The sequence below is a fragment of the Solidesulfovibrio sp. DCME genome, assembly GCF_049995385.1.
In the GTDB taxonomy this organism is placed as follows: Bacteria; Desulfobacterota; Desulfovibrionia; order Desulfovibrionales; family Desulfovibrionaceae; genus Solidesulfovibrio.
In genome coordinates, this window is the sequence record NZ_CP188261.1 from 2573198 (window position 1) to 2593982 (window position 20785).

Here is a 20785-nt window from a genome sequence, read left to right on the forward strand (position 1 = left end):
TCTTGAAAGAGGGCTGGCCGAAGGCCCTAGAACGGACTGCGGAAGCCGAAGGTCCGGGCCAGCCAGTCCATGTAGCTTTTGGCCTGGGCGCTGGCCTGGCCGCCCTTGAAGGCTATGGCGGCCAGGTTTTCGGCATCGGAGAGCAGCCCGGCCATGCACAGCACGTACACCCGGGCCGGGGCCAGGTTGCTTTGGTAGCCCATGTCCTGGGCACGCTTGAGTTTGGCTTCGGCCAGCAGATAGTCCCGGTCGGCCAGGGCCCGGATGGCCAGCTGGAATTCCGTCTCGGCCGTGGGGGCCATGCCCTTGCCCAGCACCTCGGTCACGATGGCCTGCTTCTTGGCGTCGGACTTCATGAGCCAAAGCGGCAGCACGCGCAGGTCCGTGCCCGAGAGCACGTAGTTGACGGCCGGCAGGGGCGGCGGCGGGGTGAGCATGTTGTTTAAGTAGGTGTTGATGATCTGCTGGGTCTCGAACCAGGCCTCGGACTCGGCCCGCACGGCCTGGGGCAAAAGCAGGGCCGCCTCGGCCGAGGCGGCGAAGCGTTCCTTGGAGGCCATGGCGTCGAGGAGCTTGTTGTGGTCGGCGATGTAGGCCTTCTGGACCTCGGGGCTTTCCGGAAAGCCCCGCAGCCGCTTGGGGTAGTTGTCGGTCAGGGGCTTGGCCTCGCCCAGGTAGTCGGCCAGGGACTGCCCGTCGAGCATGAACAGCGCGCCGAGCTGGGCCGGGTCCTCGACGCCGATGCGCGTCAGCCCCGGGCCGGTTTCCACGGCCTCCCAGGGCGCGGGGAAATTCTTGGCCGGCTTGGGGCCCTTGGGCTTCTTGACGCCCACCATCATCCAGTTGAAATTGTCGCCGGTCCACAGCGAGGCATGCTCGAAAACCTCGCTGAAGGCCTTGAGGATGGCCTTGGCGTCGGACGGGGAGATCTCGAAGACCGGCAGCCAGTAGGTGACCATGCCGCCGTCGTTGAGGCGCTCGCGCATGAGCTGGAAGTATTCCCGCGAGTAGAGGTTGACCACCCCGGCCATCATGGGTGGCGGCGGCTCGGCCGTGATGATGTCGTACTTCTTGGGCGTGGCCAGAAGGAAGAAACGGCCATCCTCCACGTGGGTGACCACGCGCGGGTCTTCCAGGGGGTTTTTCTCGGGTTTGGGATAGACGATGGACGCCCCGGCCAGCACGTCGCGGGAGATGTCCACCACGTCGATGGAGGCAAGGCGCTTGTCCTCCACCAGGGAGGCGGCCGTGGAGCCCGTGCCGAAGCAGATGAGCAAGGCGGTCTTGGGGTTTTGCAGCACGGCCTCGGGAAAATAGCCGAACAGCTTCATGTAGCGTTTGGCGCCCCGGTCCGTGGAGGCCATGGAATAGCCGTCCGTGACCAGGCGGTAGGCATAGGGCTGGCCCAGGTAGTCCTGGCGCAGGTATTGCAAGGTGCCGGAGACGCTTTCGATGGTGGCGATGAGCGTTTCGCCGTCTTTTAAAAAGTCGGCGCAGGCCCGCCGGAAATAGCCGGCCATGGAGCCGAAGGGAAAGATGGCCAGGCACACGGCGAAAGCGGCCAGGGCGGCCTGCAAGGGCCGCGACCGCCCGGGCGAGGGCCAGGGCAGGGCCGGGCCGACGCACAGAAACGCCGGCACCGCATAGACGGCGCACAGCAGAAACAGGCTCCGCTCCATGCCGAGCCAGGGGATCAGCACGAAGCCGGCGACCAGGGGGCCGGCCATGGCACCCAGGGTGTTGGCCATGGCCACCAGGCCCGCCGAACGGGCCCGGTCGCCCACCTCCCGGTGGAAGGCCTCGCCGAGCGTGGTGAAGACCAGGCCCGAGACAAAGGCGGCGGGAAACATCAGGGCCAGGGACAGCACGGCCACGTAGCGCCAGTCCACGGTCTGGTAGGTGCCAAGCGACACACCGGCGGCGGATTCGAAGAGCCGGTAGGAGGCCAGGGCCGCCGCCCCGACCAGCAGCACCAGGGGGGCGGTGACGCGCCGGCCGTCGGCCTCGCGGCGCAGCCACCAGCCGGCACAGGCGCCGCCAAGGCCGATGCCGGCCAGGATCACGGCCAGCATCACGGCGAAGGCCAGGCTCGTGGAGCGCACGAACAGCTGCAAAAAGCGCGTCCAGACCACTTCCAGGCCCAGAAAGGCCCCGCCGGACAGGAATCCGGCCAGCAGCAGGCGCTTGGCCCGACCGGTCAGGGGCGCCGGGGCGGGTTTGGCCGCCTCGCCGGCCCGGGCCGGTTCGTCGCGAAAGTGTTTGGCCACGGCCAGGGCGCCGACGGCGGCCAGGAGGTTGAGGCCGGCGGCGAAATAGCCCGTGCCCGAAAGCCCCAGGGGGGCGATGAGCACCGTTTCGCCGAGTAGCGCCCCCAGGCAGGCGCCGAGGGTGTTGACGCCGTAAAGCCGCCCGAGCGCCAGGCCGAATTCGCCGGGCCGGCGGGCCAGGGCCTTGACCAGAAGCGGCAGCGTCGCGCCCATGGCCGTGGCCGGCAGCAGAAACAGCAGGAAGGAAAAGGAGAAGCGCAGGCTGTTGAGCAGCACCGGCTTGTCCAGGGCCGGGCTCAGCATGGCGCCAAGCCACACGGTGAGAAGCGGAAACGTCAGGACCAGCAGCAGGCCCCAGGCCCCGACCAGCAGCTCCATGACGGCGTAGAAACGCACCGGGTCGGCCACGTCGCGGCCGAAGCGGGAAATCAGCGCATTGCCGAGCGCCAATCCGCCCATGAAACTCGATAGCACCAACGCGCTGGCATAGACGCCCACGCCGAAAACCAGCCCGGCCAGATGGAACCAGAGGGTCTCGAACAGCAGGGCCGAGGCGCCGGAGAGCAGGAAGACGCCGCCAAGGACCAACCGGTCGCGCCGGGCGGCGGGGGCAGGGGGAGGGGCAATCGGCATGGGAAGCCTCGGGTCGGCCGGTCGCCCCGCCGGTCCGAGGCGACCGGACCGGGCGAGCGCGGCCTCTCGATTTACGGTCACAGCCCCCGTCTGGGGCAGATATCGCCAAGAACGCAGGCGTCGCACCGGGGCGAACGCGCCTTGCACACGGCCCGGCCGTGCAGGACCAGCAGGTGGTTGATGGCCCCCCAATCCTTGCGCGCGAAAAGCGGCATCATATCCTTTTCGATGATGATCGGGTTGTCCGAGGCCGTCAAGCCCAGGCGGTTGGCCAGCCGGCGCACGTGGGTGTCCACGGCGATGCCTTCGTGGACGCCCAGGGCGTTGGACAGCACGATGTTGGCGGTCTTGCGGGCCACGCCCGGCAGGGCGGTCAGGGCGGCCATGGAGGCGGGGATGGCGCCGCCGTGACGGGCCACGAGGAGCTTGGCCGCGGCCACGAGGTTCTTGGCCTTTTGCCGGAAAAAGCCGGTGGAGTGGACGACGGTTTCCACCGCCGCCACATCGGCCGCGGCCAGGGCAGCCGGATCGGGCCAGCGGCGGAAGAATTCCGGGGTGACGGTGTTGACCCGGGCATCGGTGCACTGGGCGGCCAGGACAGTGGCCACCAGCAGTTCGTAGGCGCTGCCGTGGTCCAGGGCCGGCACCAGGTCGGGATAGAGCGGGGAAAGCCGGGAGACGACCTCCCGGGCCAGGGCGGCCGCGTCCATCATCCGTGCTCCGGACGGGGCGCGGCCGCAAACCCGTGGGCGAGTACTTCCGCCTGGGACATGGGCCTAGGGAATGAACACCACCGCCGAGATGGTCGTGGTCCACATGCCCGATTCACCGGTGGTGACGCAGGGCATGGAGGCGGAGTCGATGATCTTGCCGCTCATGAGGTAGGTCTGGCGGCGTTCGTCGTAGGCGGTTTCCGGGTCGAAGTCGATGCCGAGCGTGGTGGCCAGCATGGTGGAGGCCAGGTCCTCGGCGAAGTCGCCGATTTCCTGCTCCTCGGCGCCGAACGAGGTGTGCTCGGAGATGTAGCCGTAGTTGGACTTGTCGGCCGGGAAAGCCATGCCCACGGCCGAGCCCACGAGCCGGTTCTTCTCGTCGGTGGCGTTGCGCGCCATGACGCAGAAGGTGATCTGGCCGGGGTTGAGCAGACTGACGCCCTCGTCCAGGGTGATCAACTGGCAGTGCGGCGGATAAATGCTCGACACGTAAACCAGATTGAGCTTTTCGATGCCGGCTTCGCGCAGGGCAAGCTCGAAGGACTGGAGCTTGTTTTTGTGGCGGCCGACACCCTTGGTGAAAAACGCCTTGGTGGGGACGAAGGAGGCTGGGATCATGGGCGGTCCTCTATGTACAACGGTTTTGCCGCGAAAGCGGGCGATCCTTATAAGGGTTTCTTGCCGAGAAGTATAGGCCCTTTTTCACCGGTCCGCTTGAGCCCCTGGGCGATTTCCGCCTCGGACCCCTTGATCTGGACCTTGACCCGAAACACCGGCCGGTTGTTGGACGTCCCCTCCTGGATGGACGCGGCCAGCCCCTTGCGGGACAGGTTCTTGACCATGGTTTCGGCCTGTTCCTTGGACGGAAAGGCCGCCACTTGGTACGTCGCCACGTATTTCCCGGCCTCCTTTTTCTCGAAGGGGGCCTTGGGCTCGACGTTGGCCTTGGGCGGGGCGGGCGGCACGGCCGCGGGCTTCGGGGGCGCGGGGGGAGCGGCGTTGGCTACGGGCTTGGGCTGGGGAGGGATGGCCATGGCCGCCGGGGCGGCGCCCATGGGCGCGATCTTCGGGTCCGTCGCCTTTTTGCCGTCGGCCGGGGATTTCTGGGTGGAATCGGCCACCACCTCGCCGTCCTTGTCGTGCAGGCTCTCCATGAACTGGAGTTCCTCGGCTTTGAGCACCGCGGGCGGGGCCGAACTGGTCGTGCCTTCGGGCTGCTTGACCTCGGTGGTGGGCATCATCTGGGCGATCTGCGGCACGGCCGCTTCGGGCTTGTAGCCCCGGCCGACCAGGATGCCGAGGATGAAGACCCAGCACATGCCCAAAACCACCACGATGCCCACGGAAATGACACCGGACAGGCTGATTTCAAAGGAGAACTTTTTGGGTCCACCCTTGTCCTGGGAAACGTTGAATCGACTGAGAAGCTTCATGAGGCAGGGTTCCTTGACCGCGACATAATTCCTAAAGGCGCCGAAATGTCAAGGCGCCTACATTTTGTCCGGGGCGGACACGCCAAGCAGGGACAGGCCGTTTTTGACGACCACGGCCACGGCCTCAAGCAGGCGCAGCCGGGCCGAAACCAGGGCATCGTCCCCGGCGGTCAGCACCGGGTTGACGGTGTAGTAGCGGTGCAGCCGGCCGGCCAGGTCGCGCAGGTAGAAACTCACCAAATGGGGCGAGAAGGCCCGGGCGGCGGCGGCAACGGTGTCGGGGTACTGTTCCACGAGCTTGAGCAGTTCCAGGTCCTCGGGCGTGGTCAAAAGGGCCAGCATGTCGGCCGTGGCCGTGGCCGGCGCAAAGCCTCGCTCGGCCGCCTTGGCGAACAGCGACTTGACCCGGGCATGGGCGTACTGGACGTAGTAGACCGGGTTTTCCATGGACTTCTCCTTGACCGCGTCGAGGTCGAAGTCCAGGTGGCTGTCGGATTTGCGCGACAAAAACATGAACCGGGCGGCGTCGGCCCCGACCTCGGCCACCACGTCGGCCAGGGTCTCGAACTTGCCGGCCCTTGTCGACATGGCGATCTGCTCGCCGCCCTTGAGGAGGTTGACGAGCTGGACCAGGATGACCTTGAGGCTTTTTTCCGGGTCGCGGCCCAGGGCGGCCACGCAGGCCTTCATGCGCGGCACGTAGCCGTGGTGGTCGGCGCCCCAGATGTCGACGAGGATGTCGAAGCCCCGGTGGAACTTGTCGTCGTGGTAGGCGATGTCCGAGGCGAAGTAGGTCAGCTCCCCGCCGGACTTGACCAGCACCCGGTCCTTGTCGTCGCCGAATTGGGTCGTGGCGAACCAGAAGGCCCCGTCCTTGTCGTAGGCCAGGCCCTTGGCCCGCAGGTCGTCGAAGGTCCGCTCCACGGCCCCGGCGGCCAGAAGCGTCGATTCCGGGAACCAGGCCTCGTGGCCGACCCGGAAATCGGCCAGGTCCTGCTTGATGCCGTCGAGGATGCGCCGCTCGCCGTGCAGGCGGCACACGTCCGTCGCCGCCTCCTCGGGCATCTCCAAAAGGAGCCGGCCGTCGCGGTCGATGAGCTCCTGGGCCAAATCCTTGACGTAGTCGCCCCGGTAGTAGTCCTCGGGCTCGGTGACCGGTTCGCCCAGAAGCTCCCGGTAGCGGTAGAGGATGGACTGGCCGAGGATGCGCATCTGCCGGCCGGCGTCGTTGATGTAGTATTCGGTGGCCACGTCGTAGCCGGCGGCGCGCAGCACCCGGGCCAGGGAGTCGCCCACGGCCGCGCCGCGCCCGTGGCCGATGTGCAGGGGGCCGGTGGGGTTGGCCGAGACGTATTCGACCTGCACCCTCGTGCCCCGGCCGGTGTCGCACCGGCCGTAGGCTTCGCCGGCGCCGAGCACCTCGAGCACCGAACGTTGCCAGAAGGCCGGCGCGAAGGTGACGTTGAGAAAGCCCGGGCCGGCCACGTCCACGGCAGCCAGGTCGGTTCCCGAGGCCAGCAGGGCGTCGCGGAGCTTCTCGGCCAGGGCCCGGGGCGCCGTCTTGGCCTGCTTGGCGGCCACCATGGCCACGTTGGTGGCCAGGTCGCCGTGGGCTCGCTCGCGCGGCGGTTCGATGGTGGTTTTTTCCGGCCAGGCGATGGCCAGCCCGGCCAGGGCCTGTTCCAACAGCCCGCGCAGATGATCGGTTGCGCGCATGGCCTAGGCCTCCAAGGCGGCCACGGCGGCGGCGTCGGCCACACCCACGGCCGCGCAGTCGGGGCAGGTGTCCTTCAGGTTGGCCGTGGCCAGCTTGGCCAGCACGCCCTTGGGGCCAAGCTCGACAAAGGTGCGCGCCCCGGCGGCCTGCAGGTTGGCCATGGTGTCGATCCAGCGCACCTGCGAGGTCATCTGGCGGCGCATGAGGGCCAGGGCCTTGTCCGCATCGGTTTCGAGGGCGCCGGTGACGTTGAAATACACCGGGGCCACGGTGGGGGCGCGCAGTCCCGCCTTGTCCAGCGCCTTGACCAGCTCCGCCGCCGGCTCGGCCATGAGCGGACTGTGGAAGGCGTTGCTGACGGGGAGGGCCACGGCCCGGCCCTTGCGTTCCTTGACCAGGGCGGCGGCGGCCTCGATGGCGGCCTTGTCGCCGGAAATGACGAACTGGCCCGGGGAGTTGTAGTTGGCCACAAGCAGCACCTTGCCCGTGGCCAGGGCGGCCTGGCGCACCACGTCCTCGATGTCGCCCAGCGAAAGCTTCAAGATGGCGGCCATGGCGCCGTTGCCGCCCGGGGCTTCGGCCATGAGCCGGCCGCGCAGGCTGGTCAGTTCCAGGGCCTTGGCCGCCTCCAGCATGCCCGAAGCGGCCAGGGCGGCGTATTCGCCCAGGCTATGGCCGGCAAAACCGACGATGTCGCCGAGCCTTTGGCGGGCGGCGAACCACAGGCCCAGCGTCACGGCGGTCATGGCCGGTTGCAGGGCGCGGGTGTCGGCCATGGCCGCCTCGTCGCCTTCCCAATAGATCTCCCGCAGGGGGAGCCCCGAGGCTTTCTCGGCCATTGCCCACAGTTCGGCCGCCTCGGCGGAAGCCTCCGCCAGGGCGCGGCCCATGCCCTTTTCCTGGGAGCCCTGGCCGGGAAACAATACGGCCGGGCGGTTTTGCCTTGCGCTCACGATCGCCACTCCTTAACAGCGTTGCATGTCTTTTCGGCCGCGATTGGTAGAGCAACGGGCCAAAATGTGCAACGGGCAATTTGATGGGGAAATCCATGCGGAATAAGGCCCAAACGGCCAGCCTCCCGGCGCCGGACGCGTCGGCCGTGACCCGGGAGGCGGCGGCCCTCGGGCGGCGGCTCACCCGGGAACAGGCAACGCTCCTCGCCGGCTACCTGGAGCTTGTGGAACGCTTTCGGGACAAGGTCAACCTGGTCGGCCCGGCCGACTGGCCGACCATCCTGGCCACGCTTGTGGCCGATTCCTGGCACCTGGCCGATTTTCTGGCCGGCCCGGCCGTCTCACGCCTGTTGCCGCCGGCGGGTACACCCGTCGCCTGCCTCGATTTCGGGGCCGGCGCCGGGCTGCCCGGCATACCGCTGCGGGCCTTCTTGAACCGGGGGCCATATCATTTGCTGGAGGCCCGCCAGAAACGCTGCGTATTCCTCACCGAGGCCGTGGCCCGGCTGGGGCTGACCGGCCTGGCCGTGGCCGAGGGCGACGTGGCCCGCACCGTGCCGGCCATCCTGGCCGGCCGGGGGGAGGCCTTCGTGCTGTGCGTCAGCCGCGCCTTCGCGCCGTGGCGGGAGTTTTTGGCCATCTGCCGGGGGCTCGTGCCGCCGCCCATGGCCGTTTTGACCATGACCGGCGATGCCTGCGCCGCCGGCCCCGACGACACGCCGGGCTTCGTTCGGGCCGCGGCCGCCTCCTATGCCGTCGGGGGCAGGACGCGCCACCTGACGCTTTATTCGCCGGCGGTGCCTTCCATGTAGGCGTCCTTGAAAATCAGCCGCGTGGCCGTGGCGTCGGCCAGTTCGGCCAGGTCCATGAGTGTTTCCAGGAAGTCGAGGACCTCGCCCTTGACTTCCTCGGAGCCGTTTTCGAAATCGAAGCGCAGGTCGCCGGATGTGAAGTAGGCGCGCAGTTTTTCCAGGTAGGCCGTATCGAGGAGTGGCAGGGGCATGGGACCGCCTTGGCTGGGGTTAATGGTGGTAGGGCGCGCCGGCCAGGATGGCCGCCGCCCGGTAGAGCTGTTCGTACAGGACTACCCGGGCCAGTTCGTGGGGCAGGGTGCCCGGCCCCAGGGCCAGCGTCAGGTCGGCCCGGTCGAGGACGGCCCGGGACAGGCCGTAGGCGCCGCCCACGACGAAACAGGGCACCCGGCCCGGGTCCTCGACGAGGCCCGACAGTTTGGTGGCCAGCGCGCGCGAGGGGAGTGAGGCGCCGTGCTCGTCGAGGACGACGACACAGTCGCGGGGTGAGAGTTTGGCCAGCAGGGCCTTGCCTTCCTCGTCCTTGCGCCGGGCCGCCTCGGAGGCCTTGCCGTCGCGCACGACGATTTCCTCGGCCGGCAGATAGCGCCGCAAGGCCGTCAGGTAGTGGGCGGCGGCGTCGCGCAAAAAGGGGGCCTTGGCGGCACCGACAACATAAAGGCGAAGGGGTTTCATGGGGTGTGGCGGCGCTGGGGCGCCGGCTGGCCGGGTGTTAGCCGAGGGCCGGGGTTGTTGTCAAAGCGGGCGGCATGGATTAGGCCCTTTACCGCATGGATCGCCCGTCCCCCGAAACCTACGGCTTGCCGCAACCAATGGATTCGCTGCGCCGTCTGCTCCCGGCCCTGGCCTTGGCCCTGGGCACGATCCTTTGGGCCGCCGCTCCGGCCCGGGCCCAGGAATTGCTGCTCAGCAACCTGGTGCTCAACAACATCGAGGGCAAGATCCGGGTGCGCTTCGGCGTGGAGCCCACGGGCATCGAGCCCATCCGCCAGGCTTTGGCCGCAGGCGTTCGCCTGGCCCTGACCTGCAAGGCCCGGCTTTCGGTCAAGCGCGATTACGTCTGGAACCAGGAAGTGACCCGGGCCGAGTGGCAAAGCGAGCTGCGTCGGCTCAAGGGCGGCGATTTCATCGCTTCCCTGCCGGGGCAGGGCACGGTCGCCGACAAGGAGCTGCGCACGCTTTTGCGCAAGGCCTGGAGCGAAATCCTCATCGACCTCGGGCCGTGGGACCGGTTGGAGCGGGGCAAGACCTACGTGCTGACCCTGGAACTGGCCCTGCTGCGCCTGGACGTCTCGCCGTGGCTGCGCAAGGGGCTTTTTTTCTGGCCCTTCGACGCAGCCACGCCCGTCTCCTACCAGCTCGATTTCACTTACTGACCGGCCACGATCGGTTGCCTTTACCGCCGGTTGCCGTATAATGGCCTGGCGATCCCATCTCTCTTGCCAAGGAGGCCCCATGCGGGTGGTCATCGCCGGCGGTACGGGTTTCATCGGCCGGGCGCTGGTCCGGTCGTTGACACGCGACGGCCATGAGGCCGTGGTGCTGTCGCGCGCGGCTTCGGGACACCGGCCGCAACCGGGGGTGCTGTTCGCGCCCTTTGACGGGCGCACCGCCACGGGCTGGGGCCATCTCCTCGAGGGCGCCGGCGCCCTGGTCAACCTGGCCGGGGAGAATATCGCCTCGGGCTACTGGACCAGGGCCCGCAAGGGGCGCCTGCGCGACAGCCGCCTTTTTGCCGGCCAGGCCCTCATGGAAGCGCTTTCGCGGGCAGCCGCGCCGCCGGCCGTGCTCGTCCAGGGCTCGGCCACGGGCTATTACGGCGACCGGGGAGCGTTGCCCACGGACGAATCCGCGCCCTGCGGCCAGGGCTTTCTGGCCGGCCTGGCCCGGGACTGGGAAGCCTCCACGGCCGGGGCCGAGGCCCTGGGGATACGCCGGGTGGTGGTGCGCACGGCCGTGGTCCTCGGCGCCGGGGGCGGCGCCCTGCCCCGGATGTTCGCTCCCTACCGTTTTTTCCTGGGCGGCCCCCTGGGCAACGGCCGGCAGTACTTCCCCTGGATCGAGTTGCACGACGAAGTGGCGGCCATCCGCTTCCTCATGGGCCACCCGGACGCTTCGGGCCCCTTCAACCTGGCCGCGCCCGGGGCCGTCAGCCAAGACGAACTGGCCGCGGCCATCGGCCGGGCCCTCGGCCGGCCATCCTTGCTGCGCCTGCCTGCATCCGTTCTGAATCTGGTCCTTGGCGAGATGGGCCGGGAACTCTTTTTGTACGGCGTCCGGGCCGTGCCGGCGAAGCTTTCGGCTCTCGGTTTCGTCTTCCGCCGGCCTTCCCTGGAGGCGGCCCTGACCACCATCCTGGCCGGGGGGGAAGGCTCCCGTGACTAGGGCGGTGACCAGCCCCGAGTCGTCCCGCGTGCTGGTCGTCGAGGACGAGGCCGTGGTGGGCATGGACATCCGGCATCGGCTGACCCGTCTGGGCCACGCGGTCGTGGCCGTGGTCGACTCCGGGGAGGAGGCCGTGCGGATGGTCGCGGCGACCGCGCCGGACGTGGTTTTGATGGACATCATGCTCAAGGGGAACATGGACGGCGTGGAGGCGGCCGGGCGCATCCGCGGGCAGGGCGGCCCGCCCGTGGTCTTTTTGACCGCCCATTCCGACGCCCAGACCCTCAGGCGGGCCGGCGAGGTGGGCCCCTACGGCTATGTGATCAAACCCTTCGACGACCGCGAACTGGGTGCGGCCCTGGACATCGCCCTCAGCAAGTCCCGCATGGAACGCCGGCTGGCCGAAAACGAGCGCTGGATGGGCATGACCCTGGCCAACCTGGAAGAGGGGGTGCTGACCGTCGATCCGGCCGGGCTGGTCCGCTTCGCCAATTCGGCGGCCTTGCGGCTGCTGGGCGAGGAGGCCGCGGACCTGGTCGGCCGGGAGCTGGCGGCGGTTTACCGCACGCGGGCCGTTTTATGCCCGGACGTGGCCGACGCCGCTGCCGACAAACGGGAGCGTTGCGTCGTGTTGTGCTGCCGGGGCGGCGCACACCTGCCCATCGAACAGACCCTGTCGCCCCTGGTCGACGACCGGGGAAAGACGCTCGGCACGGTGGTGGTTTTTCGCGACATCAGCCGCCGCCGCAGCACGGAACAGGCCCTGCGCCGGTCCCTGGCCAACCTGCGCCGCACCATGGAGGAGACGGTCAACGCCCTGACCGTGACCTCGGAAACCCGCGACCCCTTCACCGCCGGCCACCAGCAGCGCGTCTCCCGCCTGGCCCATGCCCTGACCGTGGAACTGGGGTTCGAGGCCGAAGAGCGCGAGGCCGTGCGCGTGGCCGGGCTGGTCCACGACATTGGCAAGATCCACGTGCCCTCGGAAATCCTGGCCAAGCCCGAAGTCCTCACCCCCATCGAAATGGGCATCGTGCGCGACCACAGCCAGGTCGGCTACGACATCCTTCGGGACATCCCCTTCCCCTGGCCCGTGGCCCGCATGGTGCTCGAACACCATGAGCGCCTGGACGGCTCGGGGTATCCCAGGGGCCTGCGCGGCGGGGAGCAGCTCGTCGGCGCGCGGGTCCTGGCCGTGGCCGACGTGGTCGAGGCCATGACCGCCCACCGGCCCTACCGGGCGGCGTTGCCCCTCGACGCGGCCCTGGACGAGATCGGCAAGGGCCGCGGCCTGCGCTACGACCCGGACGTGGTGGACGCCTGCCTGCTGCTCTTCGAGCGGGGCGGATTCCGCTTCTGAGGGCAGGGCAGGCTACGGCCGGATCCAGATGAGGCTGGCCTGGCGGCCGGTGGTTTTGTCGCGCCGGTAGGAGAAAAAAAGCGGCAGGCTCCTGGTGCACAGGTCCAGGCTGAAGATCCGGTCCCGGTCCAGGCCCGCCGCCACGAGCTGGTCGCGGGTCAGGCGCCACAGGTCCAGCCGGCGCGAGCGGTAGTCGAAATAGGGGCGAAATGCCTCGCCGAATTCCGCCTCGAAGTTGGTGAACTCCGACTCCCCCGGCCCCAGGCTCGGGCCGCGCACGGCGTAGAGCTCGCGCGGGTCGAGGCCGTAGCGCACGCACAGCGAACGGACTCCCCGGCCGCAGAAATCCGCCACATTGCCCCGCCAGCCCACGTGCAAGGCGGCAACGACCTCCTGGGACTCGTGGGCGATGAGCACGGGCTGGCAATCGGCGGTCTTGACGGCCAGGGCCCGGCCCGGCCGGCTCTCGGCCAGGCCGTCGCCGGTTTCGAGGCTGGGGCGGGACAGGGTGTCGAACTCCGGCTCGAAAATCATGTGCACGCCGTGCACCTGCCTCAGCGAATGCCAGTGGCGAAAGCCGAGCTCCCGTTGGAGGCCCTGGCGGGTCGCCGTGACGGCGGCCGGGTCCGGCGCGCCGGTAAAAGCCATGGTGTCCGGGCCGCAGCCGAAGGCGCAGCCGATGCGCGGCAGGCCGGGAAAGGCGAAAGGAATGTGATTCATGCCGGTATAAGGAGGGTTTGCCGTTCGGTGACCACGGCGTCCACGGGTTTGTCCCAGGCTTCGCGGGGCAGCCGGGGGACGATCTGGAAGTCGTAGGCCAGTCCCACGACAAAGGCCCCGGCCGCCGCGGGCTGGGACAGCAGCCGGTCGTAATAGCCGCCGCCGTAGCCCAGGCGGGCGCCTGACGGGTCGAAGGCCAGCCCCGGCACCAGGATGGCCCCGGGGGAAAAGGCCTCGGCCGGGCGGCAGGCATCGGGACGGGGCTCCAGGATACCGTAACTGCCCGGCGCCAGGTCGTCCAGGCAGGCGACGCAGCCAAGGTCCATCACGCCCGGCGCGCCCGGGCGGCAGCGGGGCAACAGCAGCCGCTTGCCCAGGGACAGGGCCAGGCGGGCGGCGTGGCCGGCGTCCACCTCGTTGCGGATGGGCAGGTAGGCCAGGATTTCCGTGGCCGCGGCCAGCCGCGGCAGGGCAAACAGCCGTTTGGTCACGGTTTCGCTGGCCGATTGCACGAACTCCGGGGCCAGGGCGCTGCGGCGGGCCCGCATTTCGCGGCGCATGGCGGCTTTGGGGACTTCGATTTCGCTATATGGTTGCATTGTTTTCACAACGGCCGCATACTATCAGGGCAAAACCGCCAGGGGAAGAGCGGCTTGGTCGGTTTCCAGCCGGGAGGAGCCATGGGCGAGGGCGCATACTGGATCGGCATTGGCGACATCCACGACGACACGCGGGGCATCGACCGCCTGCCGGGCTTGGGTACGGCGGCCGGCGTGGTCATCACGGGCGACCTGACCATCCGGGGCGGTGCGGCCGCGGCCAAGGCCGTCCTTAAGGCCGTGCGGCGCCACAATGCCGTCATCCTGGCCCAGATAGGCAACATGGACAAGGCCGACGTGGACACCTACCTCACCGGCGAGGGCGTCAACATCCACGCCACCGGCCGGGTCACGCCGCAAGGCGTGGGGTTTTTCGGCTGCGGCTGGTCCACGCCCACCCCCTTCGGCACGCCCAGCGAAGCCGGGGAGGAACGCATCGCCGCCTGGCTTACGGCCGCCCACGCCGCCGTGGCCCACTGCCCCCACCTGGTCATGGTCTGCCACACCCCGCCCTACGATACGGCCACGGACGTGATCGGCGGCGGGACCCACGTGGGCAGCCGGGCCGTGCGGGCCTTCATCGAACGCGTCCAGCCGGCGGTCTGCCTGACCGGCCATATTCACGAGGCCCGGGCCGAGGATCGCCTCGGCAAAACGACGGTCGTCAACCCCGGGGCCCTGGCCGGCGGCGGCTACGCCTTGGTGCGCTTCGACGGCCGGCAACTCGACGCCCAATTGCTGTCTTTCACCTAAGTCCGCTATCGCGTCCATGGAACGTGACCGACGCAACGATGAAGCCTGGCCGTTTGCGCCGGGGAGGTGGTGATGTACGTCGTCAACATCATCGACATCCTCTTTTACCGGGCTTTTTTGTCCAAGATCTATCTCACGGCCGGGGTGGAGTATGCCTTCGCCTTTCCCGAGGACGGCAGCATCGACATTCCGCTCGCCGACCCGGCCCCGGACGCCGTGCTCGTCCAGGACTCCTACATGAGCCTGGAGAGCGAACAGTGCATCGAGCGTGTTCGGGCGGCGGCCCGGTTGGCCGGGCGTGGCATCCCCATCCTCTACCTGCTGCCCTTGGAGGAGGGCGATGCCGAAGGCATGGCCGCCGTGCCCGAGGGGCGCGACATCCATCCGGTCAACCGGCACAATCTGGCCAAGGTGCTCGGCGAGATCAAACGACGCGGCCAGACGCCGCCGCAACCGGCGAGGCGGCGCATCCTGTTCGTGGACGCCGGCAAGACCCTGCTCCATGTGGTGCGGGCGGCCCTGTCCCCGGCCGGCTTCCAGGTGGTGGCCGCCCACGACGCCGACCAGGCCTTGTCCTTTTGCCGCAAGTACCCCTACGAACTGGTGCTGACCAGCGTGCTGCTGCCCGGCGGGCTGTCCGGGCTGGACCTGTGCCGTCGGCTCAAGGAGGAAAACCCGGGCCGCTACCTGCCGGTCATCATCCTCTCCAGCAGCGACGATCCCATCGCCATGGAAACGGCTTTCGGCTGCGGGGCCGACGACTACCTGCTCAAATCCTTCACCACGGAGATGCTGGCCGCCAAGGTGTCCGAACACCTGGACCTGGTCGAGCGCAAGCGCCACAACAAGATCCTGGTCGTGGACGACGCCAAGCTGATCCGCGAGCTGCTGCGCCACAGCTTCATCAAGAGCGGGCATTGCGTGCTGACCGCGGCCAACGGCCGCGAGGCCTTCGAACTGGCCCTGGCCCATCGCCCGGATGTGGTGGTCACGGACATCGAGATGCCGGAGATGGATGGCTACGCCTTGTGCGAAATGCTGCGCGACGAGCCGCAACTGCGCCATACCCTGGTGGTCATCATGAGCGCCCGGGGCCGGCAGAGCGATATCCTGCGCGGCGAGCGCCTGGGCGTGTCGCGCTACTTCGTCAAACCCTTCGACGTGGAGAAGATGCAGCTCGTGGTGGAACAGCTTCTGGCCGAAAGCTACCGGCATGTCAAAAAAGAACACGAGCACGTCCTGGCCAGCATGTCGGCGCTCATTACCGCCCTGGAGGCCCGCGACGAATACACCAAGGGCCATACGGCCCGGGTGTCGCGCATGGCCATGCGCCTGGGCCGGGCCCTGGAACTCGACGACCGGGCCTTGCGGGAGCTCGAAATCGCGGCCAACCTCCACGACATCGGCAAGATCGGCGTGCGCGACGCCGTGCTGCTCAAGCCCGGCAAACTCACGCCCGAGGAATACGCCAAGATCCAGGAACACGCCGTCATCGGCGCGGAGATCCTGCGCCCCATCATTTCCCTGGTGCCGGTGCTGCCGCTGATCCTGCTGCATCACGAACGCTGGGACGGCCGCGGCTATCCCACGGCCATCATGGGCGAGGACATTCCCCTCGGCGCGCGGGTCATCGCCATCGCCGACGCCTTCGACGCCATGACCACGGACCGGCCCTATCGCCGGGGCATGCCTCTTGACGCCGCCCTGCGCATCATTGAGGAAGAGGCCGGCCGGCAGTTCTGCCCGACCTGCGCCAAGGCCTTTTTGGACATGATGCGCGGCGACGAAGCGAGCCGCCTTTCCTTGGAGGAAACGGGGTTGTTACAATGATTTTGATGAGTTGGAATGTCAACGGCCTGCGGGCCGTGGTGCAGAAGGGCTTTTGGGACTGGCTTGGCGGCTGCGGCGCGGATGTCGTGGGCGTCCAGGAGTCCAAGATCCAGACCGGCCACGAGGCCGACTTCGGCCACACCGAGGCCTACAGGACCGTCTGGTGCAGCGCCACGGTGAAAAAGGGCTATTCCGGCGTGGGCTGCTTCTACCGGGTGGAGCCGCTGGCCATTTCCCTGGAGCTGCCGGACCCGGCCTTCGGCGGCGAGGGGCGGCTGATCCACATGGAATTCGACACGTTCCATTTCTTCAACGTCTATTTCCCCAACGGCGGCCGTGGCCCCGAGCGCCTGGCCTACAAGCTGGCCTTCTACGACGCCTTCCTGGCCCGGGCCGAGGAGCTGCGCCAGGCCAAGCCCATCGTGGCCTGCGGCGACTTCAACACCGCCCACACCGCCCTGGACCTCAAAAACGCCAAGGCCAACGAAAAAACCTCGGGGTTTTTGCCCGAGGAGCGGGCCTGGCTCGACGCCTTCACGGCCGCCGGCTACGTGGACACCTTCCGGATGTTTACCAAGGAGGGCGGCCACTACACCTGGTGGGACTACCGGTTCAAGGCCCGGGACCGCAACGTGGGCTGGCGCATCGACTACTTCTTCGTCTCCGAGGAGCTGCGCGGCCAGGTGCGCCGGGCCTGGATCGAGGACGCGGTCATGGGCTCGGACCACTGCCCGGTGGGCCTCGACCTCGACGCGACCTAGGGGAGCGACCCTAGAAATAGGCCCGTCGTTTGAGGGGAATACGGCTTCCGTCCTCCATGCGGCCGCAACGCCCCTAAAGCCCCAGCCCCAGTCCCAGCCATTCCACCGGGGCGTGGTCGTCGGTGAGCACCATGGCCCCGGCCCCCACCGGGTCGGCCAGGCGCCCGGCCAGGAAGGCCCTGGCCTCGGCGTTTGCCGGGACCGGGCCGGGGCCGGGTTCGCACCGGGCCGTGAGCATGACGTTTTGCTCCTCGCTGGCCCGCTGCGGCCCGCCCAGGGCGTAGACGGCCGTGTCGGCGAAGACGTCGGCGAAGGTGGCGGCCAGGCAGCGCAGAAAAAGCCCGCCCGGCCCGGCCGGGGCGCCGATGGCGTTGACCACCACCACCCCGCCCGGGGCGAGCAGGGCGGCCAGCCGCCTGGCCGCCTCGCGGGTGACCACGTGAAAGGGCGGCAGGTAGTCCGTGCCGAAAACATCCAGGTAGATCAGGTCGTAGGGGCCGCTTTGCCGGTTGACGAAGACCCGGGCATCCTCGTGGACGATGGTCAGGCGCGGGTCGTCGGTTAATCCGAAATGCGTGCGGGCGACGGCCGTGACCCCGGGGTCGAGCTCGACCACGGTGACGGCGGCCTGGGGGAAGGCGGACAGGACATGGCGCGGAAAGCTGTAGCCCCCGCCGCCGAGGACCAGGACGCGCCTCGGTGCCTCGACCATGGTCAGGGCCAGGGCGAAAAAGCGGGTGTAGGGCAGGGCGAGTTCGTCCGGCGCGTCCAGGTAGACGGCCGACTGGCAGCGGTTGGGGCCGGTGGTCATCAGCCGAATGGGCCGGCCGCTTTCCGGTTCCACCCCCTGGTAGACGAGCAGGCGGCCATAGGCCGTGTCCACGTCCGTGACGCCGGCAGCGGCGAGCGAGGCGTCGTTGGCCCAAAGCCCCAGGCCGCACAGGGCGATGACGGCCCCGGCCACGAGTTTCGCCTTGATGCCGCCGCGCCAGGTGAGAAACGAAAGCACCAGCAGGAAGCCGGCCACGGCCAGCAGGATGGCCGTGGAACCCAGGGCCGCGATGAGGTAGAAACCGGCGGCCAGGGTGCCGACGATGCTGCCGGCCGTGGACAGGGCGTAGAGGCGGCCGGCGGTGGCCCCGGCCGAGGCCGCGTCGCGCACGGCCAGGCGCACGGCAAAGGGCGAGACCATGCCGAGCAGGGCGGCGGCCGGGGCGTATAGCGTCAGCGTCGCCCCAAGGACCATGAGTTTTGGCCCGATTTCGCGGCTGGCCAGAAATTCCAGCAGCGGTATTTTGGTTGCGGCCGTGGCCGCCACCAGCACGGCGGCCAGGGCGATCAGGCCCGACAGGACTTTGGCCTCGGGCCGGCGGTCGGCCAGCTTGCCGCCCAGCCAGTAGCCCAGGGCCAGGCTGGCCATGACCAGGCCGATCAGTCCGCTCCAGACCACGAGCGAGGTGCCGCAAAACGGGGCCAGGATGCGCGCGCCGACCAGTTCCAGGACCATGACCGCCGCGCCGCAGCCGAAGACGACGACTTCCAGCATGAAGACTCCGGGGTTGCGCCGCGCCGGGAGGGCGCGGGGCCGTGTCGTTGACCTGTGACCGCACCCGGCCGCAGCGAGGCGGCCCTGGGCTATCTGGTGCGGGGCGTAGTCGATTTCCCTCTAGCCGCACCGGGTCCGGGGCGCAAGATGGGCCGGTCCAAGGATTGTTTTGACCACGACCGCCGGTTTGGCGTACAAGGGTCGGAGCCATATCCGCAAAAAGGGAGGAGCTGGGATGAAACGATTGTCCATGTTGCTGGTGGCGTTTGTGTTTTGTCTGGGCCTGGCCGCGTCGGCCGTGGCCTCGTCCGGGGGAAGCGGGCTCGGTGCCGACGAGGCCCTGACCAAACTCAAGGAAGGCAACGACCGTTACGTGGCCGGAGCCAGCGTGGCGCCGCACCAGGACGCCGCCCGCCGCCACGAGACCGCAACCAGCGGCCAGCATCCGTTCGCCACCGTGCTTTCCTGCGCCGATTCGCGCGTGCCCGTGGAAGTGGTTTTCGACCAGGGCGTGGGCGATGTCTTCGTGGTACGCGTGGCCGGCAACGTGGCCGCCGTGGACGAGATCGGCACCATGGAATACGGGGCCGAACACCTCGGCGTGCCGCTGATCGTAGTCATGGCCCACACCAAGTGCGGCGCGGTCACGGCCGTGGTCAAAAACGAGCCCGTCACCGAGAATATCGGCCAGCTCGTGGCCCCCATCGTGCCGGCGGTCAAGGCCGTCAAGGCGCGTTTCGCCTCCGACAGCCTCGAGGACCTCATCAACAAGTCCATCGAGGCCAACATGTGGCAGGCCATAAGCGACATCTACGCCAAGAGCCCGATGCTCAAGCAGATGGCCGCCGCCGGCAAGATCAAGGTCGTGGGCGCGCTCTACGACATCGACTCCGGCCAGGTGCGCTGGTTCGGCGAACATCCGAGCCAGGCCAACCTGCTGGGCAAATAGCCGGTGCTTCCCGCCTGCACAACGAGCGGCTCCCGCTGGGGGGCCGCTTTTTTGTTGCCGGGCCGGGTGGGCGGTGGCCCAACCGGGCTCGGGCGTATTTTTGTTTTGGAATCGGGCCGCGAACCTGCTAGGCCCGGGGCGTGCGTGTCATTGTCCTGGTCGTTTTCGTGCTGGTCTACGCGGCCATGGCCCTGGGCCGGCTGCCCGGCTTGGCCCTGGACCGGGCCGGCGCGGCCGTGCTCGGCGCCATTGTGTTGGTCGCCTCGGGCCTGCTCACCGTGCCCGAGGCCTGGAGCGCGGCCGATGTCCCCACCCTGGCCCTGCTTTTCGGGCTCATGGTGGTCTCGGCCCAGTTGCGCCTGGGCGGCTTCTACACCGCCGTCTCGCGCCGCCTCATCGCCGCCACGGCCACGCCGGCCGGGTTGCTGGCCCGGGTCATGGCCGCGGCCGCCGTCCTGTCGGCCATCCTGGCCAACGACATCGTCTGCCTGGCCATGGCCCCGATCCTGGTGGAAGCGACCCTGGCCCGGGGGCTCTCGCCCCTGCCCTATCTCCTGGGACTGGCCCTGGCCGCCAACATCGGCTCGGCAGCAACCGTCATCGGCAACCCGCAAAACATGCTCATCGGCCAGGTGGCCCGGCTGTCGTTTACCGGCTATCTGGCCGACGTCTGGCCCTGCGTGCTGGCCTCCCTGGCCCTGGCCTGGGCCGGCGTGGTCTTTGCCTATCGCGGCCGCTTTGCCGGCCCTCGGGTGACCCTGGTCGTGGCCGCCCCGCCGTTTCAGGCCTGGCAGTCGGCCAAGGGCCTGGCGGCCATCGGCCTGTGCATGGCCCTTTTTTGCTTGGGCGGCGTTCCCCGGGAAAACGTGGCCCTGGCCTGCGCCGGGGCACTGTTGCTGAGCCGCCGCATGGCCTCGCGCGAGACATTGGCCCTGGTCGACTGGCAGTTGCTGCTGCTTTTCCTGGGCCTGTTTGTGGTCAACCGCGAGGTGGCGGCGGCCGGGTTTTTGACCGACCTGCACGATTGGCTCGCCGGTGCCGGCATCGACCTCGGCCGGCCGGGCTGGCTTTTTGCCGTCACGGCCGGGCTGTCCAACATCGTGTCCAACGTGCCGGCCGTAATGCTCCTGCTGCCCGGCCACGAAAGCCCGCAGCAGGCCACCGTGCTGGCCGTGTCCAGCACCCTGGCCGGCAACCTGCTGCTGCCCGGCAGCATCGCCAACCTCATCGTGGCCGACCAGGCGGCGAGCCTGGGTGTACGCCTGGATTTCGTGCGCCATGCCAAGGTGGGCCTGCCCGTGACCGCGGCCAGCCTGGCTGTCAGCGCCTGGTGGCTGCTCGGCTAGGCCTCGGG

20 protein-coding genes are annotated in these 20785 nt (G+C 68.7%); 9 read left to right on the forward strand and 11 right to left on the reverse strand.

Features of this window, described 5'->3' with window-relative positions; all coding sequences use genetic code 11:
* Positions 1–26: 26 nt before the first annotated feature.
* The 6 genes from ACP59X_RS11135 to ACP59X_RS11160 form a co-directional block, all read right to left on the reverse strand.
* On the reverse strand, positions 27–2900 hold the full coding sequence (locus tag ACP59X_RS11135; protein WP_428569436.1) for a fused MFS/spermidine synthase: 2874 nt from the start codon (positions 2898–2900) through the stop codon (positions 27–29).
* A gap of 77 nt (positions 2901–2977) precedes the next feature.
* Positions 2978–3610, reverse strand: a complete 633-nt coding sequence (gene nth / locus ACP59X_RS11140; RefSeq protein WP_428569865.1) for an endonuclease III — start codon at positions 3608–3610, stop codon at positions 2978–2980.
* Positions 3611–3676: 66 nt separating this feature from the next.
* Positions 3677–4231, reverse strand: a complete 555-nt coding sequence (locus tag ACP59X_RS11145; protein WP_342463372.1) for a pyruvoyl-dependent arginine decarboxylase — start codon at positions 4229–4231, stop codon at positions 3677–3679.
* A 47-nt stretch (positions 4232–4278) separates the two neighbouring features.
* Positions 4279–5046, reverse strand: coding sequence for an SPOR domain-containing protein (locus ACP59X_RS11150; protein WP_428569441.1), 768 nt, complete (start codon positions 5044–5046; stop codon positions 4279–4281).
* A gap of 57 nt (positions 5047–5103) precedes the next feature.
* Positions 5104–6762, reverse strand: a complete 1659-nt coding sequence (gene argS / locus ACP59X_RS11155) for an arginine--tRNA ligase (RefSeq protein ID WP_428569445.1) — start codon at positions 6760–6762, stop codon at positions 5104–5106.
* A 3-nt stretch (positions 6763–6765) separates the two neighbouring features.
* Positions 6766–7716, reverse strand: coding sequence for an ACP S-malonyltransferase (locus ACP59X_RS11160; RefSeq protein ID WP_428569448.1), 951 nt, complete (start codon positions 7714–7716; stop codon positions 6766–6768).
* Between the two features lie 95 nt (positions 7717–7811).
* On the opposite strand from ACP59X_RS11160, the gene ACP59X_RS11165 reads away from it, so the two are divergent.
* Positions 7812–8528 carry a 16S rRNA (guanine(527)-N(7))-methyltransferase RsmG gene (locus ACP59X_RS11165; RefSeq protein WP_428569450.1) on the forward strand — a complete coding sequence of 239 codons (717 nt, stop codon included), beginning with the start codon at positions 7812–7814 and terminating at the stop codon, positions 8526–8528.
* On the opposite strand, the gene ACP59X_RS11170 is transcribed toward ACP59X_RS11165, so the two are convergent.
* Both ACP59X_RS11170 and ACP59X_RS11175 read right to left on the reverse strand, forming a co-directional pair.
* A complete protein-coding gene (locus tag ACP59X_RS11170) occupies positions 8501–8719 on the reverse strand; it encodes a hypothetical protein (RefSeq protein WP_428569453.1) in 219 nt (72 codons plus the stop codon). The two genes, ACP59X_RS11165 and ACP59X_RS11170, sit on opposite strands and share 28 nt — an antisense overlap.
* A 19-nt stretch (positions 8720–8738) precedes the next feature.
* Positions 8739–9203, reverse strand: a complete 465-nt coding sequence (locus ACP59X_RS11175; RefSeq protein ID WP_428569455.1) for a 23S rRNA (pseudouridine(1915)-N(3))-methyltransferase RlmH — start codon at positions 9201–9203, stop codon at positions 8739–8741.
* Between the two features lie 95 nt (positions 9204–9298).
* Here ACP59X_RS11175 and ACP59X_RS11180 point away from each other — a divergent pair, with 95 nt between their 5' ends.
* The 3 genes from ACP59X_RS11180 to ACP59X_RS11190 all read left to right on the forward strand — a co-directional run bounded on the left by ACP59X_RS11180 (position 9299) and on the right by ACP59X_RS11190 (position 12273).
* A complete protein-coding gene (locus ACP59X_RS11180) occupies positions 9299–9904 on the forward strand; it encodes a DUF4390 domain-containing protein (RefSeq protein ID WP_428569458.1) in 606 nt (201 codons plus the stop codon).
* A 79-nt stretch (positions 9905–9983) separates the two neighbouring features.
* The gene (locus ACP59X_RS11185) at positions 9984–10913 is read left to right on the forward strand and encodes a TIGR01777 family oxidoreductase (RefSeq protein WP_428569461.1); all 930 of its coding nucleotides are present in this window, start codon (positions 9984–9986) and stop codon (positions 10911–10913) included.
* Positions 10906–12273, forward strand: coding sequence for an HD domain-containing phosphohydrolase (locus ACP59X_RS11190; RefSeq protein WP_428569464.1), 1368 nt, complete (start codon positions 10906–10908; stop codon positions 12271–12273). Before ACP59X_RS11185 ends, ACP59X_RS11190 begins: the two co-directional genes overlap by 8 nt.
* A 12-nt stretch (positions 12274–12285) precedes the next feature.
* Here ACP59X_RS11190 and ACP59X_RS11195 read toward each other — a convergent pair whose 3' ends face one another.
* Together ACP59X_RS11195 and ACP59X_RS11200 are read right to left on the reverse strand one after the other, a co-directional pair.
* Entirely contained in the window at positions 12286–12993 is a 708-nt protein-coding gene (locus ACP59X_RS11195) for a purine nucleoside phosphorylase YfiH/LACC1 family protein (RefSeq protein WP_428569467.1), read from the reverse strand.
* Complete coding sequence (locus ACP59X_RS11200) at positions 12990–13592, reverse strand: 5-formyltetrahydrofolate cyclo-ligase (RefSeq protein ID WP_428569470.1); 603 nt, start codon at positions 13590–13592, stop codon at positions 12990–12992. Before ACP59X_RS11200 ends, ACP59X_RS11195 begins: the two co-directional genes overlap by 4 nt.
* Positions 13593–13673: 81 nt before the next feature.
* On the opposite strand from ACP59X_RS11200, the gene ACP59X_RS11205 reads away from it, so the two are divergent.
* The 3 genes from ACP59X_RS11205 (at position 13674) to ACP59X_RS11215 (ending at position 16936) form a co-directional block, all read left to right on the forward strand.
* Complete coding sequence (locus ACP59X_RS11205) at positions 13674–14345, forward strand: metallophosphoesterase family protein (protein WP_428569473.1); 672 nt, start codon at positions 13674–13676, stop codon at positions 14343–14345.
* Positions 14346–14417: 72 nt separating this feature from the next.
* The gene (locus tag ACP59X_RS11210) at positions 14418–16175 is read left to right on the forward strand and encodes a response regulator (RefSeq protein WP_428569476.1); all 1758 of its coding nucleotides are present in this window, start codon (positions 14418–14420) and stop codon (positions 16173–16175) included.
* On the forward strand, positions 16172–16936 hold the full coding sequence (locus tag ACP59X_RS11215) for an exodeoxyribonuclease III (protein ID WP_428569479.1): 765 nt from the start codon (positions 16172–16174) through the stop codon (positions 16934–16936). Before ACP59X_RS11210 ends, ACP59X_RS11215 begins: the two co-directional genes overlap by 4 nt.
* A gap of 73 nt (positions 16937–17009) precedes the next feature.
* Here the strand turns inward: ACP59X_RS11215 and ACP59X_RS11220 are convergent, their stop codons facing one another.
* Complete coding sequence (locus ACP59X_RS11220; protein WP_428569483.1) at positions 17010–18482, reverse strand: fused MFS/spermidine synthase; 1473 nt, start codon at positions 18480–18482, stop codon at positions 17010–17012.
* Positions 18483–18717: 235 nt separating this feature from the next.
* On the opposite strand from ACP59X_RS11220, the gene ACP59X_RS11225 reads away from it, so the two are divergent.
* Complete coding sequence (locus ACP59X_RS11225) at positions 18718–19431, forward strand: carbonic anhydrase (protein WP_428569486.1); 714 nt, start codon at positions 18718–18720, stop codon at positions 19429–19431.
* A gap of 140 nt (positions 19432–19571) precedes the next feature.
* Positions 19572–20777 (forward strand): SLC13 family permease, encoded by a 1206-nt coding sequence (locus tag ACP59X_RS11230; protein WP_428569488.1) that lies wholly within the window; start codon positions 19572–19574, stop codon positions 20775–20777.
* The last annotated feature ends 8 nt before the right edge of the window (positions 20778–20785 follow it).